This window comes from Streptomyces sp. NPDC096048 (assembly GCF_044763415.1).
In the GTDB taxonomy this organism is placed as follows: Bacteria; Actinomycetota; Actinomycetes; order Streptomycetales; family Streptomycetaceae; genus Streptomyces.
The window spans coordinates 393,764-409,082 of the sequence record NZ_JBIWGG010000007.1; the positions used below are offsets into that span (position 1 = coordinate 393,764).

17 protein-coding genes and 1 riboswitch are annotated in these 15,319 nt (G+C 72.8%); of the genes, 11 read left to right on the forward strand and 6 right to left on the reverse strand.

The genetic code is table 11. The annotated features are described in order from the left end of the window. Nucleotides 1–64: 64 nt before the first annotated feature. Entirely contained in the window at nucleotides 65–1,066 is a 1,002-nt protein-coding gene (locus tag ACIQ6R_RS21760; protein ID WP_404222909.1) for an NAD-dependent epimerase/dehydratase family protein, read from the reverse strand. Between the two features lie 201 nt (nucleotides 1,067–1,267). Between ACIQ6R_RS21760 and ACIQ6R_RS21765 the strand changes: the two genes are divergently transcribed. The 5 genes from ACIQ6R_RS21765 to ACIQ6R_RS21785 all read left to right on the forward strand — a co-directional run bounded on the left by ACIQ6R_RS21765 (nucleotide 1,268) and on the right by ACIQ6R_RS21785 (nucleotide 3,777). Further along, the gene (locus ACIQ6R_RS21765) at nucleotides 1,268–1,645 is read left to right on the forward strand and encodes a sortase-dependent protein (protein ID WP_404222910.1); all 378 of its coding nucleotides are present in this window, start codon (nucleotides 1,268–1,270) and stop codon (nucleotides 1,643–1,645) included. After that, nucleotides 1,642–2,247: a class F sortase gene (locus ACIQ6R_RS21770; RefSeq protein WP_404222911.1), complete on the forward strand. Its 606-nt coding sequence runs from the start codon at nucleotides 1,642–1,644 to the stop codon at nucleotides 2,245–2,247. Before ACIQ6R_RS21765 ends, ACIQ6R_RS21770 begins: the two co-directional genes overlap by 4 nt. A gap of 147 nt (nucleotides 2,248–2,394) precedes the next feature. Further along, a complete protein-coding gene (locus ACIQ6R_RS21775; protein WP_375923481.1) occupies nucleotides 2,395–2,886 on the forward strand; it encodes an RNA polymerase sigma factor in 492 nt (163 codons plus the stop codon). Continuing rightward, nucleotides 2,870–3,427, forward strand: coding sequence for a hypothetical protein (locus tag ACIQ6R_RS21780; RefSeq protein WP_404222912.1), 558 nt, complete (start codon nucleotides 2,870–2,872; stop codon nucleotides 3,425–3,427). Before ACIQ6R_RS21775 ends, ACIQ6R_RS21780 begins: the two co-directional genes overlap by 17 nt. Then, a complete protein-coding gene (locus ACIQ6R_RS21785; RefSeq protein WP_404173274.1) occupies nucleotides 3,424–3,777 on the forward strand; it encodes a DUF952 domain-containing protein in 354 nt (117 codons plus the stop codon). The genes ACIQ6R_RS21780 and ACIQ6R_RS21785 overlap by 4 nt, the downstream gene beginning before the upstream one ends. A gap of 27 nt (nucleotides 3,778–3,804) precedes the next feature. Here the strand turns inward: ACIQ6R_RS21785 and ACIQ6R_RS21790 are convergent, their stop codons facing one another. The 3 genes from ACIQ6R_RS21790 to ACIQ6R_RS21800 all read right to left on the reverse strand — a co-directional run bounded on the left by ACIQ6R_RS21790 (nucleotide 3,805) and on the right by ACIQ6R_RS21800 (nucleotide 6,177). Beyond that, nucleotides 3,805–4,125: an SCO5918 family protein gene (locus tag ACIQ6R_RS21790; RefSeq protein ID WP_404173276.1), complete on the reverse strand. Its 321-nt coding sequence runs from the start codon at nucleotides 4,123–4,125 to the stop codon at nucleotides 3,805–3,807. A 62-nt stretch (nucleotides 4,126–4,187) separates the two neighbouring features. Continuing rightward, the gene (locus ACIQ6R_RS21795) at nucleotides 4,188–5,717 is read right to left on the reverse strand and encodes a DEAD/DEAH box helicase (protein WP_404222913.1); all 1,530 of its coding nucleotides are present in this window, start codon (nucleotides 5,715–5,717) and stop codon (nucleotides 4,188–4,190) included. A 256-nt stretch (nucleotides 5,718–5,973) separates the two neighbouring features. Further along, entirely contained in the window at nucleotides 5,974–6,177 is a 204-nt protein-coding gene (locus ACIQ6R_RS21800) for a cold-shock protein (protein WP_055418803.1), read from the reverse strand. A 637-nt stretch (nucleotides 6,178–6,814) separates the two neighbouring features. Here ACIQ6R_RS21800 and ACIQ6R_RS21805 point away from each other — a divergent pair. Together ACIQ6R_RS21805 and ACIQ6R_RS21810 are read left to right on the forward strand one after the other, a co-directional pair. Continuing rightward, nucleotides 6,815–8,134, forward strand: coding sequence for a phosphatase PAP2 family protein (locus tag ACIQ6R_RS21805; protein WP_404223027.1), 1,320 nt, complete (start codon nucleotides 6,815–6,817; stop codon nucleotides 8,132–8,134). Nucleotides 8,135–8,318: 184 nt separating this feature from the next. Then, entirely contained in the window at nucleotides 8,319–9,542 is a 1,224-nt protein-coding gene (locus ACIQ6R_RS21810) for an FG-GAP-like repeat-containing protein (protein ID WP_404222914.1), read from the forward strand. Between the two features lie 28 nt (nucleotides 9,543–9,570). Here the strand turns inward: ACIQ6R_RS21810 and ACIQ6R_RS21815 are convergent, their stop codons facing one another. Continuing rightward, nucleotides 9,571–10,344: a polysaccharide deacetylase family protein gene (locus ACIQ6R_RS21815; RefSeq protein WP_404173289.1), complete on the reverse strand. Its 774-nt coding sequence runs from the start codon at nucleotides 10,342–10,344 to the stop codon at nucleotides 9,571–9,573. A gap of 274 nt (nucleotides 10,345–10,618) precedes the next feature. Between ACIQ6R_RS21815 and ACIQ6R_RS21820 the strand changes: the two genes are divergently transcribed. Together ACIQ6R_RS21820 and ACIQ6R_RS21825 are read left to right on the forward strand one after the other, a co-directional pair. Beyond that, nucleotides 10,619–11,629 (forward strand): ferric reductase-like transmembrane domain-containing protein, encoded by a 1,011-nt coding sequence (locus tag ACIQ6R_RS21820; protein ID WP_404222915.1) that lies wholly within the window; start codon nucleotides 10,619–10,621, stop codon nucleotides 11,627–11,629. A gap of 68 nt (nucleotides 11,630–11,697) precedes the next feature. Continuing rightward, a riboswitch (cobalamin riboswitch) is annotated at nucleotides 11,698–11,824 on the forward strand. Nucleotides 11,825–11,886: 62 nt separating this feature from the next. Further along, the gene (locus tag ACIQ6R_RS21825) at nucleotides 11,887–12,294 is read left to right on the forward strand and encodes a (2Fe-2S) ferredoxin domain-containing protein (RefSeq protein WP_404222916.1); all 408 of its coding nucleotides are present in this window, start codon (nucleotides 11,887–11,889) and stop codon (nucleotides 12,292–12,294) included. Nucleotides 12,295–12,561: 267 nt separating this feature from the next. On the opposite strand, the gene ACIQ6R_RS21830 is transcribed toward ACIQ6R_RS21825, so the two are convergent. Then, nucleotides 12,562–13,383, reverse strand: coding sequence for an SDR family NAD(P)-dependent oxidoreductase (locus tag ACIQ6R_RS21830; RefSeq protein ID WP_404173295.1), 822 nt, complete (start codon nucleotides 13,381–13,383; stop codon nucleotides 12,562–12,564). 116 nt (nucleotides 13,384–13,499) lie between these two features. Between ACIQ6R_RS21830 and ACIQ6R_RS21835 the strand changes: the two genes are divergently transcribed. Next, entirely contained in the window at nucleotides 13,500–14,156 is a 657-nt protein-coding gene (locus ACIQ6R_RS21835; RefSeq protein ID WP_404222917.1) for a TetR/AcrR family transcriptional regulator, read from the forward strand. Between the two features lie 62 nt (nucleotides 14,157–14,218). Then, nucleotides 14,219–15,277, forward strand: coding sequence for a hypothetical protein (locus ACIQ6R_RS21840; RefSeq protein ID WP_404222918.1), 1,059 nt, complete (start codon nucleotides 14,219–14,221; stop codon nucleotides 15,275–15,277). Nucleotides 15,278–15,319: the final 42 nt, after the last annotated feature.

Consider the following 15,319-nt stretch of genomic DNA (forward strand, 5'->3'; position numbering starts at 1 on the left):
GGGACGGGGGGCAGGCACCGTCCTGACGTCCCGCCCGGGGCAGGGACCCGGGCGGGCGCCGTGTTCACTCCCCGCGCAGCCCCGCCCGCGCGAACTCCCGCATCCCCTCCGCGAAACCCACCCGTGGCCGCCACCCCAGCTCGGCCCGCAGCCGCGAGGAGTCGGCGGTGATGTGGCGGACGTCGCCGAGGCGGTACTCGCCGGTGACGACGGGCTCGGGTCCGCCGTACGCGGCGGCCAGGGCGGCCGCCATCCCGCCCACCGTGTGCGGTTCACCGCTGCCGGTGTTGTACGCCGTGAGCGTCCCGCCCGGCGGTTCGGCCTCCAGCGCGGCGAGGTTCGCCGCGGCCACGTCCCGTACGTGCACGAAGTCCCGGAGCTGGCGGCCGTCCTCGAAGACACGCGGGGCCTCGCCGCGGGCGAGCGCGGAGCGGAAGAAGGAGGCGACACCGGCGTAGGGGGTGTCGCGCGGCATCCGGGGCCCGTACACGTTGTGGTAGCGCAGGGACACGGCCGTCGCGCCGGTCGTCCGGGCCCAGGCGGCGGCCAGGTGCTCCTGGGCCAGCTTGGTGGTGGCGTACACGTTGCGCGGGTCGGGCGGGGCGTCCTCGCCGACCAGCCCGGGGGACAGTTCCGTGCCGCACACCGGGCACGCGGGCTCGAACCGGCCCGCGTCCAGGTCGGCGGCGGCGCGCGGTCCCGGCCGCACGACTCCGTGCCGGCGGCACGTGTACCTGCCCTCCCCGTACACGACCATCGACCCGGCCAGCACGAGCCGCCGCACGCCCGCGTCCGCCATGGCGGTGAGCAGGACGGCGGTGCCGAGGTCGTTGCGCGAGACGTACTCCGCCGCGTCGGCGAACCCGTTGCCGAGCCCGACCATCGCCGCCTGGTGGCACACGGCGTCGACCCCGGCGAGCGCCCGGGCGACGGCCGCCGGGTCGCGGACGTCCGCGCCGGGGTCCTCGCGGACGTCGTAGCCGAAGGGCTCGTGCCCGTGCGCCCGCAGCACCTCCACGACATGGGACCCGATGAACCCGGCACCGCCGGTGACCAGTACGCGCATACGGCCACGTTAGGTCCGCGGGGGCGGCGGGCCGGGCGCCGCGACCGGCACGTCACGACTCCGTAAGACGCGGGTGCGGGCCCGGCCGACGGCGGCTTTGCCATCCCTTTGCAACCCGCCCCGCCGCCGCCTCGTCTCTCCGTCCGATCCACGTCCACACCCCACGCGACACCCGCCCACCGACGAGAGAGAGCGACCCCGATGCGCCGAACCATCCTCAGCGCCGTGGCCCTGGCCTGCACCGCCGTACTGGCGGGCACCGCACCCGCGTTCGCCGACGACCCGACCCCGGTCCCCTCCGCCCCTCCGGCCGCCGGCGCCCCGAGCCCCGGCACCGAGCCGAGCGAGGCGCCGTCGCCCGCCGTCAGCTCACCGGCTCCGGCGGCCGAGCCGTCCCAGGCACCGGCCGACGGCCAGGTCTCCGCCGTGCCCGAGGGAGCGCCCGACACCGGAGTCGCGGCGCCGGCGTCCTCCGGCGCCGACGACGGGCTCATCGGCGCGGGCGCCGGCGCCGTGCTCGTCGCGGGCGGCGCGGTCCTCTTCGTCGTACGTCGCCGGCGGGCGACGACCGGCGCATGACCCCGGTCTCCAGGCGCGCCCTCGCCACCACCGCGCTGGCCGCGCTCCTCGTGGGCTGCGGCGGCGGCCCAGGGGACGACGCGGGGGAGCCCGCACGCTCCACGGCCACGGCACCGCCGTCGCACGCCTCCGCGAAGCCGGTGCGGCCCCTGGCGCGTTCGGTCCCGCTCGGCCTGCGCATCCCGGCCATCGGCGTCGACACCCCGGTGATGCGGCTGGGGCTGGCGTCGGACGGCACGGTGGAGGTCCCGCCCCTCACGGACGACGACCGCGCCGGCTGGTACCGGCACTCGCCGACCCCGGGTCAGATCGGCCCGTCGGTCATCCTCGGCCATGTCACGGTCGGCACGCACGGGGACGGGGTCTTCCGGCACCTCGCGCGGCTGCACCGCGGCGACCGCGTCGAGGCGCGCCTGGAGAACGGGACGGCGGCGGAGTTCACGGTCACCTCGGTACGGACGGTGGCGAAGGCCGACTTCCCGACCGACGACGTCTACGGGGACGTGGACCGCCCGGAGCTGCGGCTCATCACCTGCGGCGGCCCGCGGGTCGGCGAGGAGTACCGGGACAACGTGATCGCCTTCGCGGAGCTGAGCGGCTGAACGACCGAGCGACCGAGCGGGCGAACGGCTGAACGGCTGAACGGCTGGACGGCTGAGTGTCGCCGTGCACCGCCGCGCACTGCCGAGTCCCGCCGCGCACTGCCGAGTCCCGCCGTGTCCCGCATACCCTCACGACCATGGAGAGCGTTGAAACGGTCCCGTGACAGGGCGGCGTCCGAACTGTTCGCCGCCCTGTATCCGCGCCTCGCCGGCTGGTGCCGCCGGCTCGTCGACGACGACGAGACGGCCCACGAGATCGCCTCGGAGGCGTTCACCCGGCTCTGGGCCCGCTGGACGTCCGTGGAGGAGCCCCGCGGCTTCCTCTACGTCACCGCCGCCAACCTCGTCCGCGACCACTGGCGCAAGCTGGAGCGCGAGCGCCGGGCGGTGCGCCGGGTCACCGCGGAGGTCGCCGTGCGCCCGCACCCCGAGCAGGCCGACCCCTCGGTGCGCCTGCTTGTGCAGTCCCTGCCGGAGCGACTGCGCGTGCCGATCCTTCTCCACTACTACGCTGACATGCCGATCCGGGAGGTGTCCGTGCTGACCGGACGCAAGGAAGGAACCGTCAAGGCCGACCTCCACGCGGCCCGCGAACTGCTCCGCGCCCATCTGAGGAGAAGTCTTGACCACACGCCTTGAGGACGGCCAGGACGACCCGGGGTTCGAGCGGGACGACGACGATCCGCTGCTGGTCGTGCTGCGTCCGGGCGGCGACTGTCTGGGCCCGCCCCCCGGCCGTTACGAGGCGGTCCGTCGGGCGGCGTCCCGCCGGCGCCTGCTGCGCGCCGCGGCCGGTGCCGCCGCGACCGCTGCCGCCGCCGCTCTGATCGCCCTGCCGCTGCATGGGGCGGCCCCCGGGCCGCCCACGCGCCCGACGGCACCGCTGGCCCCGGCCCCCGCTCCCGCCGGCCCCACGCCGCCGACCTCACCGAGCCCGGTCCCGCCCCGCGACCCGTCGCTGGGGGCGTCACCCGAACCGTCCGAGCCCACCGCGCCGGAATCGGCGTCGCACGCGGCATCGCCCCCGGCGCCGGGCTCCGCTCCGTCGGCCGTGCCGAGCCCCCCGCCCACGGCCGGCCAGGCGCCGTCGAGCGCACCCGGAGTCGAGCCGTCGGCACGGCCGAGTACCGTGCCCACGCCCTCGGAGTACGCCGGCGCGGCTGCTACAACGGGACGATGATCTATCACGTGGTGCCGTTGGCCGAGTGGAACGCAGACCCCGGCCGTCCCTACACGCCCGCCTCCCTCACGGAGGACGGGTTCGTCCACTGCTCGCCCGACGAGGAGACCACGCTCACCGTCGTCAACGCCTTCTACCGCGACGCGCCCCGGCCCCTGCTGGCGCTGCTCCTCGACGAGGACAGGCTCACCGCGAGGTGCGTGTGGGAGGCGGCCGTACCCGCGCCGCCGCCCGGGATCGCCGAGGGCACGCTGTTCCCGCACGTGTTCGGCCCCGTCGACCGCGCGGCCGTCCAGCGCGTGCTGGAGGTCCGGTGGGACGACGAGGGCCGGGCTACGGGGCTGTCCTGACGTGGGAGGGGGCGGACGCCCCCTGTGTCACGCGTCCTGCTGAGGTGTGCCGCCGAGCAGCGCCGACGCGGTCTGGACCGGCGTGGCGGCGGGCTCCGGCGCGGGCGCGAGCTCCGGGTCCGGGTGGCAGGTGAAGCCGAGGCGGGTCATGGCCCGGGTGACCTCGCCGCTGGAGAAGTCGCGCCGGTCCTGCCGGGTGACGATCTCGCCCACCTGCTTGACGGGGTAGCGACGGCGGCCGATGGTCACGGACTCACCCTTGACGGGTTCGGGAGTGACACCCTTCATCGAATCCAGCACCCCACCCTTGGTGAGGTCGAACGGGTACCGGGCGATGACACAGCGCATGATGCCTCCACAAGGGGGAGATGGGGCGGGTGGGTTTGCCGTTCGCGACGGCCCGGGAGGAGCTACGCAGCCGAGCCACCGGCGGACTGGCGCCGCGGCCTGCGGCGCGGGGCCTCGCCGGCGGGCCGGCCCTGGGCGTTGCGGCCCTGGCCGGTACGGCTCTGCTGGGTGGCGGAACCCTGGCCGGCGCGGCCCTGCGCGGAGCGGCCGCGACGGCCACGGGACGAGGAACCCCCGCCGGACGCGGCGCGACGCGGGCGCTCCACGACCGGTACGGCGATGACGACCGGGACACCGGACGGGGCCTGCGCCCCGGTGATGCGGGACAGCTCCGCCTCGCCCGAACGGACCGGCGTGACCTGCGGGGTGATACCGGCCGAGGCCATCAGCCGGGTCATGTCGCGCCGCTGATTCGGCGTCACCAGGGTGACGACGCTGCCGGACTCGCCGGCGCGGGCCGTGCGGCCGCCGCGGTGCAGGTAGTCCTTGTGGTCGCTGGGCGGGTCGACGTTGACGACCAGGTCGAGGTTGTCGACGTGGATGCCGCGGGCCGCGACGTTGGTCGCCACCAGGGCCGTCACGTGCCCGTCCTTGAACTGGGCGAGGGTCCGGGTGCGCTGCGGCTGGGACTTGCCGCCGTGCAGGCCCGCGGCGCGGACGCCGCTGTTCAGCAGGTGCTTCACCAGCCGGTCCACGGCGTGCTTGGTGTCCAGGAACATGATCACCCGGCCGTCGCGCGCCGCGATCTCGGTGGTGGCGCGGTGCTTGTCCGTGTCGTGCACGTGCAGCACGTGGTGCTCCATCGTGGTGACGGCACCGGCCGACGGGTCGACGGAGTGGACCACCGGGTCCGTCAGGTAGCGGCGGACCAGCCGGTCGACGTTGCGGTCCAGGGTGGCCGAGAACAGCATCCGCTGCCCGTCGGGAGCGACCTGGTCGAGCAGGGCGGTGACCTGGGGCATGAAGCCCATGTCGGTCATCTGGTCGGCCTCGTCCAGGACGGTGACGGTGACGTCGCCGAGGTGGCAGTCGCCCCGGTCGATGAGGTCCTTGAGCCGCCCGGGCGTCGCGACGACGACTTCGGCGCCGCCCCGCAGCGCGGAGGCCTGCCGGCCGATCGACATGCCGCCGACCACGGTGGCCGACCGCAGGCCCAGGGCGCGGGCGTACGGGGCGAGCGCGTCGGTGACCTGCTGGGCCAGCTCACGGGTGGGTACCAGGACGAGGGCGAGCGGACGTCGCGGCTCGGCGCGCCGGCCGGCCGTGCGGGACAGCAGGGCGAGACCGAAGGCGAGCGTCTTGCCCGAGCCCGTGCGGCCGCGGCCGAGTACGTCGCGGCCCGCCAGGGAGTTCGGCAGGGTCGCCGCCTGGATCGGGAACGGCGCGGTCACGCCCTCGCCCGTGAGTGCGGTCAGCAGGCGCGCGGGCATGTCGAGCTCGGCGAACGACTCGACGGCGGGCAGCGCCGGCGTGATCGTCTTCGGCAGCGCGAACTCGCCGCCCTGGGGGGCGGCCGGCCGGCGGCCGGAGGTCTGGGAGCGGCGGGGGCCGCCGCCGGAGCGTCGTCGGTCGTTGGTGCGTACGCGGTTCATGGGGAACCTTCCTTGATATGGCACGTATCAAGGGAGACCCGCAGCAAGGGAACGGCGCAGGGAATCGCAAGAACGAGCCGGACCCGGTCGGTTTCGGCGGATACAGCCGTGTGGACCGGGAGAATTGATGAAACCGGAAAAACTGAGTGCGCGGGGCGGAACGGGAACCCCCGCGGGGCGCGCTGCGCCCGGAAACGCGGCGAGCTGGGGCCCGCACCCGAAGGTGCGGGCCCCAGCTGCGAAGTATGCGTGAGCGTCAGGCGGGAACGATGTTCTCGGCCGTCGGGCCCTTCTGGCCCTGCGCGATGTCGAACGTCACCTTCTGACCCTCGAGCAGCTCGCGGAAGCCCTGGGCGTTGATGTTCGAGTAGTGGGCGAAGACGTCGGGGCCGCCGCCGTCCTGCTCGATGAAGCCGAAGCCCTTTTCCGCGTTGAACCACTTCACGGTGCCGGAAGCCATAGTTTTCTCCTTCGGTACGGTGCTCGGAGTTCACCCTGTGTGAACTCCGGTCGCCGTGATGATCACCCCGTCGGAAAAACCTTCAGGCAACCACAACTGCAACTGCCTTCGACACTAGCACGGCGTGATCGCCGGGGCGCTGGCGATAATCCTGCTCCGACTGGCCGATAGAGGAATATTCCCCGGGCGTCCGACTGATTTCTCCTGTCCTGGCGGCAGATATTGCCCCCCGTGGACCGCAGCCTCACCGCCCGTGCCGCCGCCCGCAGCGCCATGACCTCCCGTGATGAGGGTCTGTGCCGCCTCTGCGTCGCCGGACACGGTGAAAGCGGCAAAAGGGGTGAGGGGTGTCTTGCGAGACAAAGGACACGTCCCCCTGGGGTGCGGGGAACCTGCGCGGCCGGCCGGGCTCCGGCGGGCCGCGCCCCGGCCGGCCGCGCGGCCCGCGGCGGGCGGCGCCCCGCACGGAAAATGGGACCCGCCGGAAACAGGAACGGAACCCGAGAGGTAATCTTTCCGTCTTTCTCTGCCGACGGGCTGCTCCTCGTGAACAGGAAAGCGGCAAATCGACTAAAGATTGACAAAGAAGGCATTGCGGGTGTTTTCACGAATAGGTAGCAGAAGCGCATTCTCCGCTTTGCGCCGACCGCGGGCGAGACTTTGGGCCGTGGCGGCTGCGGTGGCCCTCGGATTCCTCATCACGCTGGAGATCGCCGCGCGTCGCTACGGCCTGCCCGGCCCGATCACCCATCAGGCGCGGGAGCTGGTGTTCGCCCCCGCTTCGGGGCCGCTGCTGTACGCCAGTATGGCGTTGACGATGGTGGTCCTCCCCTGGCGGCAACGGTTCGTCGCGGCCGGTGCGGCGGTCGGAATCGACGTCGCCGTCGCCCTGGTGCGGTGGGCCGCCGACGCCACAGTGGCCGAGGGCCACTCCTTCGGCAACGGCGCGCTGTGGGTGATCCTGGGCGTCGCGGTCGTCGCCGTCACGCGCCGCACCGGCCAGGACCGCGTCCTGCTGCTGAAGGGCGTCGGACTGGGCCTGCTCCTGGTGGCCGGCCGCAAGACCGGCGACGCCTGGCTGCTGATCACGTCGAAGACCCGCCCGGACGTGCTCGACCCGTACGTGGCGGTCGCCGATCACGCGCTGGGCAACCCGTCGTGGCTGGTGGGCCGCGCCGTGGAGGCCACCGGCCCGGTCGGCACCCATGTTCTGGACTGGGTCTACGCCCAGCTCGCGGTGGCCGCGGTCGTCGTCGCCCTGTACCAGTTGCGCCGCGTGGCGGCCGAGCGCCGCTTCCCGGGCCACCACCTGGTCCGCACCTTCCTGGTGATCGGCCTGCTCGGCCCGGCCATCTACATGATCTTCCCTGTCGTCGGACCGGTCTTCACCTACGGCACCGGCGCGTTCGGCACCGGCGGCGAGCAATGGGCGTTGGCCAACCTGTGGCCGGACACGTCACCGCCGCTCGGCACCCCGCACCCGTGGACGTACGACGGGATCACGCCCCGCAACTGCATGCCCAGCCTGCACACGGCGTGGGCCACGGTGATATTCATCCATTCCCGTAAGGCCCCCCGTTTGCTGCGATTCGCAGGAACGTTTTGGCTTATCGCCACCCTCACCGCGACGCTGGGATTCGGTTACCACTACGGAATCGACCTCGTGGCCGGAGTGGTGTTCGCGGTCACGATCGAGGCGGCACTGCGCTCGCTCGACCACGGCTGGGACCGGCAGGGAATCCAGTTGGTCGCATACGGGACCCTGGTCTTCACCGCCCTGTTGGTGACGACCCGCTACCTGCCGATGGAAATGGCCGAACACCCGTGGATCGCCGGGCCACTTCTCCTTCTGGCGATGGCATCGGTGGTCTACGGCTACGCGCGGACCGTCAAGCGGTGGGAACCGAAGGCCGCGGTACCGGTGCGGCGACCGGAACCGCGACTCGAACCGGCCTGAGCGACGATCACCGCGTCGGGCGACCGGTCGGGGGTGGCCCCGGAGCCCGAGGGTCCGGAGCCCGAGGGTCCGGAGCCCGGGGCCACGATGGCGACCCGCGCGGCGGAGTGATCCACGTCGACGGTATATCTTCCTCGCGCGGCGCGTTGAGTGTGTTCTCCGCGCCGCGTCAGGGAGGGAAGACATGCGCATACCACCGTTTCGGCGCCTGGCCACGCTGGCCACGACGCTGGGGCTCTCGCTCGGGTTCCTCGGCACGGGAGTGACACCCGCCCAGGCAGCGATCAGTGACTGCCCGAAGGGCTACTTCTGTGCCTGGAAGACGTACGACGGCACCGGCACCATGTACAAGACGAATACCGACAAGGCGACGCTCGGAGGGTGGGACAACACCTTCCGAGCGGTCGTGAACCGCACGTCCGAGTTCGCCTGCCTCTACGACGACCCGGACTACGGTCTGTCCACCGCCGGCGCCTCCGTGTGGAACCCCGACCCCGCGGGCACCGAGTGGGGCAACGGGGGCGGCGCCGTCAGTTCGGTGCGGTTCGTCCGCACCGCGCGGGAGTGCTCCGCCCCGGCCCATCCGCAGTGGTACGCGGCGACCGCGCCCCGGTCGGCGGGCTTCGGTGACCTGAACGCCGACCGCCGGGCCGACGTCCTCGTCCGGGACAAGGCGGGCCGCCTCTGGTTCCTGCCGGGTGACAGCACCGGTCGACTGGTGGGCACGGGCGGCTGGAACGCGATGAGCGCCCTGACCCGGCACGGCGACTTCAGCCGTGACGGCCGCGAGGACGTCATCGCCCGCGAGGCGTCCACCGGCAGGCTCTGGCTCTACCCCGGCACGGGCAGCGGCGCTCTCGGCAGCCGCAAGCTGATCGGCACCGGCGGCTGGAACGGCATGCGCGAGCTCACCGCCTTCGGCGACCTCACCGGCGACGGCCGTTCCGACCTGATCGCCGCCGAGAAGTCCACCGGCAAGCTGTACCTCTACCCCGGCACCTCCACCGGCGCTCTCGGCTCCCGCAAGCTGATCGGCACCGGCGGGTGGAACGCCATGAACGCGTTCGTCGGCATGGGCGACACCAACGGTGACGGCCACCCCGACCTCTACGCCCGCGAAGCCGCCACCGGCAAGCTGTACCTCTACCCGGGCACGTCCACCGGCGCTCTCGGCAGCCGCAAGCTCATCGGCACCGGCGGCTGGAACGTCATGGACGCCCTCCTCGGCCTGGGCGACGTCACCGGCGACGGCCGCACCGACCTCGTCACCCTCACCGACAGCGGATTTCGCAGCGAGGAGTGCCGGGGCGTCGGCTGCCAGCTCGTGTACAAGGGGAGCGGAACAGGCGCACTGGAACGAGGGATCGTGACAGGCACCGACTGGTGGCACCTGAACGGCGCCTTCTGATCCGACGGAAGCGCCGGCGCCGCCGGGCTCAGCGCACCGGGAAACCGAACGAGTAGCCCTGCTCCTTGAGCCAGGGCAGGACACGGCGCAGGGCGTCGACCGTCTGGGAGCGGTCGCCTCCCGCGTCGTGGAAGAGGATCGTCGGCCCGTTCGGCAGCTCCCGCCGCACGGTCTCGACGATGGCGTCCGCACCCGGCCGCTCGAAGTCCTTGGTGTCCACGTTCCAGCCCAGCGGGCGCATGCCCCGGGAGGCGGCCAGCTCGCGGCTGTAGGGGGTGAAGGCCCCGCCGGGTGCCCGGTAGTACATCGGGCGCACGCCACCGGACGCCTTGGTGATCATGCGCTCGGCGTCGAGGATCTCCTGGGACTGGTAGGCCTCGGACTTCCTGTCCATGGCGGTGTCGTGCGACACCGTGTGGTCGCACAGCCGGTGCCCCGCCGCGACGACCTCCTTCACGAGGCCGGGGTGGGCCTGCGCCTGCGTCCCCGTCACGCAGAACGTGGCTTTCACCCCGTACTCGCGCAGCAGGTCCAGCACTTGGGGGGTCCACGCGGGGTCGGGGCCGTCGTCGATGGTGATGTTGACGCCGCGCGCCCCCTTGTCCGAGGCGTGCGCGATGGTCGCCGCGACCCGCTTGACGTCACTGCCCGGCGTGGGCGACGCGGTCGCCTTCGGTGACGAGCCACCCACGGCGTCGGCCTGCGCGGTCCACACCGAGGCTCCGACGGCGAGCACCGTCACCCCGAGGGCCGCCCCGACCACCTTGCCGTACCAACCCCGCCCGCCGCTGTGCCGCGCCATGTCCGCCCGCCTTCGCGTAGTTTCCCGCCGATCCCCACCACCGTCGGGATCACCAGAGAGGACGGGGAACGGTGCCCGGGGGCTGCGTCCGTTACCGATCACGGACAAACCCGGGGAAGTGCGCGGACAACCAGGCCTCCTACGGGCCGGAAGCGTCAACTCCGCCGAGCTGTGGCCGGATATCCCCTCGGTGGCCGCCGCCCCCTCGGCCAGAATTGCTGCCCCACGACACATGCGCCCCGTCCGTGCGGTGGCCCGTGCCCGGGAGGCCCTGATGCTGCCAGACGCGAGGCCGGACGAAGACGGGACAGGGGGGCCGAGGGAGACAGGGACGACGGACCGGCCCGCACGGCAACGGCCTCCCGCCGACCGCGTCGCGCTCCGCGGCGACCTGCGCTCCGCCCTGCCGGACGCCACCGCGGCGGTGCTGGTCACGGCGCTCGTGTTCGCGTTCCTGTACGCGCGCATGGAGTCGGGTGCTTCGGACACCGTCGCGGTGATGCCGTTCATGGACGACCCCGGCACCTACTGGATGTACCTGCTCAGCCAGGCGTTCGGATGGTCGGGTCTGCTGTGGGCCTGGGGCACGGTCATGCTCGGTCTGCTGCTGACGGGACCGCGTCCCGCCCGGCTGCCGGTCTCCCGTCACATACTGGAGCGCTGGCACCGCACCACGAGCCTGACGACGATGGCCCTGATGTTCGCGCACGCGCTGATGTTCGCGGCCGAACTCGTCCGCTACGAGACGAAGGTGGGCTGGGCCGAGCGGCTGTGGGTGGGTTTCGCGGACAGCTTCGTGCCCGGCTGGTACGACTCCGGCACCGGCCAAGTCGCCATCCCGCTCGGCCAGGGCGCCCTGTACCTGGCGATACCGCTGGGACTGCTGTTCTACGTCCGGCACCGCATCGGAGCGAACACGTGGCGACGGCTGCACCGGTTCGTGATCGTCGTATACGTGCTGAGCGTGTGGCACACCCTGCTGTACGGGACCAACGTCTGGTACGGGGAGTGGCCGCGCACCGTCCTGTGGCTGCTGCAACTTCCGGTGGCGGCCCTGCTGTTGCTGCGTCTGCTGCGACCCGCCCGGCGGGCCGAACGGCTGGGTACGCAGAGGGGAGGCGCGGGTGCGGCCCGGCCCGCCTGGTGGGCGCGTGCGGCAGGACGGGTCGTCGCCGGAGCCGTCGTCGTGGGACTCGTCGTCGTGGTGGTGTCCGGCCGCGACGGCGGACGGGACCGTCCGGCCGATCCGCCCGCGACGGCGCCGCACGCTCAGGAGACGGAATGACGGCCTGATCCGGGCGGGCGTACCGTCCCGCCCGAATGGGATGATGGCCGGCGACAAGGCGACGGCGGAACGAGGAAGCCGGTGTGAATCCGGCGCGGTCCCGCCACTGTGATCGGCGAGCGAGTCCCGACAGGCCACTGCCCGGCAACGGGTGGGAAGGCCGGGGCGAGCAGCGACCCGAGAGCCAGGAGACTCACGCGGTCGCCTCCTCGACGGACCACCGGGGCGGATCTCCCCGGAGAGAGGGACGGCACCGCATGCCCGCAACGCCGACCGGACCGACGACAGACGACGCGTGGCCGCCCGCCACGGCTACCGGCCCCGTGCCGTGCCGCATCGTCGTCTGCCGCGACTGCTGCTGCGGCAGCCCCAAAGTGACCGGCGTCGACCACGCGGCCCAGACGGAACGCCTGCGCGCCGCGGCGCCGGTACGGGTCTCCGACTGCCTCGACGTCTGCGACCAGGCCAACGTCATCGTCGTGCAGCCCTCCGCCGAGGGCCGGGCCGCCGGGGCGCGGCCGGTCTGGCTCGGGCTGGTCAACGACGCGGACGGGACCGAGGACGTGGCCGCGTGGGCCCGCGCCGGCGGCCCCGGCGTGGCGCCCCGCCCGGAGATCCTGGACCTCTACGCCTTCACCCCGCCACGGCGCCGCACCGCCGGCTGACGGCCCGCCGGCCGGCCGGCGCGGTTCGCGGCGGACCGCGCGGGCGGCGGCGACCAGGTTCTCCGGAGAGGCGCGAGTCTCTGGCCGGCCGCGGGTCTTCGGGCGCGACCGGGACTGACCAGCGGCCGCTCGGCGGGGCTCGGCGGGGCTGGGTGGGGCTGGGTGGGGCTGGGCTCGGTGGGGCTCGGCGGGGATGTCCTCCAGCCCGGTGCGCGGCCGGTCGGCCATCTCGGCCGCGCTCGCCCGCCTGCCGTGGCGTGCGGCCGGTCAGCCAGGGGCGATGCGGCTGAGGTGCTCCCAGGACCGGTACAGATCCGCTTGGGCCCGGCCCATCTCCAGTACGTGATCGAAGGACTGGCTGCCGACTATGAGCCGTCGGGGCGGGTCCGGCAGCGCGGCCAGTTCCATGATGACCGGGGCGGCGGTGCCCGGGTCCGGGGCGACGGCGTCGCCCCACATCGCCTCCATCTCGGTGCGCAGGGGCTGATACCGCGCCTGGGGTTCGGTGGTCGTGGTGCCCGTGGTGAACAGGCCGGTCTCGTAGCCGCCCATCTGCACGACGGTGACCTTGACGCCGAACCCCTCGACCTCCATGGCGAGCGCCTCGCTGACCGAGTCCAGGGCGGCCTTGCCCGCGCCGTAGAAGCCGACGGTGGCCATGCCGCCGCCGCTGCCCATCGAGGTGACCTGGAGGAGCCGGCCCCCGCCCTGGGCGCGCAGGTGGGGAAGGACCGCCTGGGCCACCCATACGGCGCCGAAGAAGTTCACATCCATGTGTGCCCGGATCTGCTCCTCCGTGGCCTCCTCCACCATGCCGTAGAGCATCACGCCGGCGTTGTTGACGACGACGTCCAGCCTGCCGAAGGCGGCCGCCGCCCGCTCCACGCCGTCGAACACGCCCTGGCGGTCGGTGACATCCAGCGAGAGCGGAACCAGGTGGTCGGGGTACTTCGCGGTCAGTTCCTCCAGGGGGCCGACGTCTCGGGCGGCGGCGACCACTCGGTCGCCGCCCGCCAGCGCGGCCTCGGTGAAGGCCCTGCCCAGGCCGCGGGAGGCTCCGGTGATGAGCCAGACTCTTGCCTGCGTCACGCTGTCTCACTCTCAGTAAACGAAACGGGTCGTCTCGGTTCGTTCTGAGCTTAGGGCACGGCCCTCGACTATGCAATACGGCCCGTCTCGTTTCCCTTCGTGCCTAGACTGGGCGCATGTCCAACGAGAAGGGGCCGGACCACTCCCGGCGCAAGGAACGGTCCCGGCAGGCGATCCTGGCGGCGACCCGCGCGCTGGTCGTGGAGGAGGCGTACGAGAAGGTCACCGTCGAGGCCATCGCCACCCGTGCCGGCGTCGGCAAGCAGACGATCTACCGGCGGTGGCCGTCGAAGAGCGCGGTCGTCTTCGCCGCTCTCCTGGATCTGAGCGCGGACGCGGACGGAGAGTCGGTCGCGCTGCCGGACACCGGTGACGTCGAGGCGGACCTCAAGCTCGTCATGCGTGCCACGGCACAGGAGTTCGCCGACCCGTCCTTCGACAGGCTGATCCGAGCCCTCAACGCCGAGATCTCCAACGATGCCGCGCTGGCGGCCGAGTACCGCGAGAAGCTGGCCCGGCCGCTGGACGAGGCGAAGAAGGCACGCTTGCGCAGTGCCCAGGACGCCGGCCAGCTCGATGCCGACGCCGACCTCGACCTGGCCCTCGAAGTGCTCTACGCCCCCCTCTTCCAGCGGTGGCTGCACCGCAGCGGTCCGCTGACCGCCGCATACGCCGACTCGCTCGTCGACGCGACCCTCAGGGCTTTCGGCCCGCCCGGCGGCGACCCCCGCCGTCCAGGGCCGGATGCCGCGGCCTCGCCGACGGTGGCATAGGGGGAACATAGGCGCGCTGTGAAGTCTGGGCGAGCAGGCATTCACCGCTTCGATGGGATGACATGAACCCGAAAAGACGCAGCGTCACGTTACTGGCCACGACGCTCCTCGCCGCCGCCGCGGTGACCGGCATCGCACCGTCCGCCCAGGCCACACCTCCGGCCGCCGCCCAGGCGTGCACGTACAAGGCCGCCCATCTGCCGGTGCCGTCGGGCATCGAGGCGGGCGCCGTGGTGGCGACGGGCGGGAACGGGGTGTACGCGGGGGAGATCGAGTTCCCCGAGGAGGATTCGCTGCAGCATGCCGTCCTCTGGCAGGACGGCCGGCTCACGGACCTGGGGCCCGCGGCCGGTGCCGACTTCGACCTCTACATCAGCGACGTGAACAGCAAGGGCACCGTCGTGGGGCACGGTGCCAAGGTCACCGGTGTGACCGATGGGTTCCCGTCCTGGTCGTGGTTCCCGGTCGTCTCCCGCGACGGCAAGCTGGAGCAGCTTCCGGTGCTCCCCGGCACGTACGACGTGCAGACCCGTGTGATCACGGAGAACGGGGACATCTACGGCGAGGGCCGCGGCGCCGACCCGAACTACTCCGAGGTCTACAAGTGGCCGGCGGACCGGCCCGGCACCGTGGTCAGGCTGCCCGGCTTCCCGCGCGGCAGCAACGTCGAGGGCGTCGACACCGACGGCACGGTGGCGGTCACGGCCGTGGACAACCCCAAGGGCACCTGGCGGCCGTACCTGTGGAAGGACGGAGTCGCGAAGCCGCTTCCGATCCCGTCCGGTGCGGCGCACGCCCAGGTCACCGGGATCTCCAACGGCTATGTCATCGGTGACGCCCTGACCTCCGACTTCGCCAGGTCCGCCGTCCTGTGGGACAGGACGGGCAAGGCGACGGCCCTGCCGAACGGCCAGGGCACCAGGGCCATCAACAGCCAGGGCCTGATCCTCGGCACCAGCAAGAAGCTGGGCTCCAGCCTCTGGCAGCTGACCAGCAGCGTGGGGGCCGCCCCGAGCGACGGCATGGTCTACGCGCTGGGCGACGACGGCACGCTGGCGGGCGCGAAGGCCCGCGCGGGCAGCACCTACCCGCGCTTCCCCGCCGTGTGGAACTGCGGCTGATCCGCACCGGCACCACAAGGGCGCCGAGCGCCGGCAGGTGAC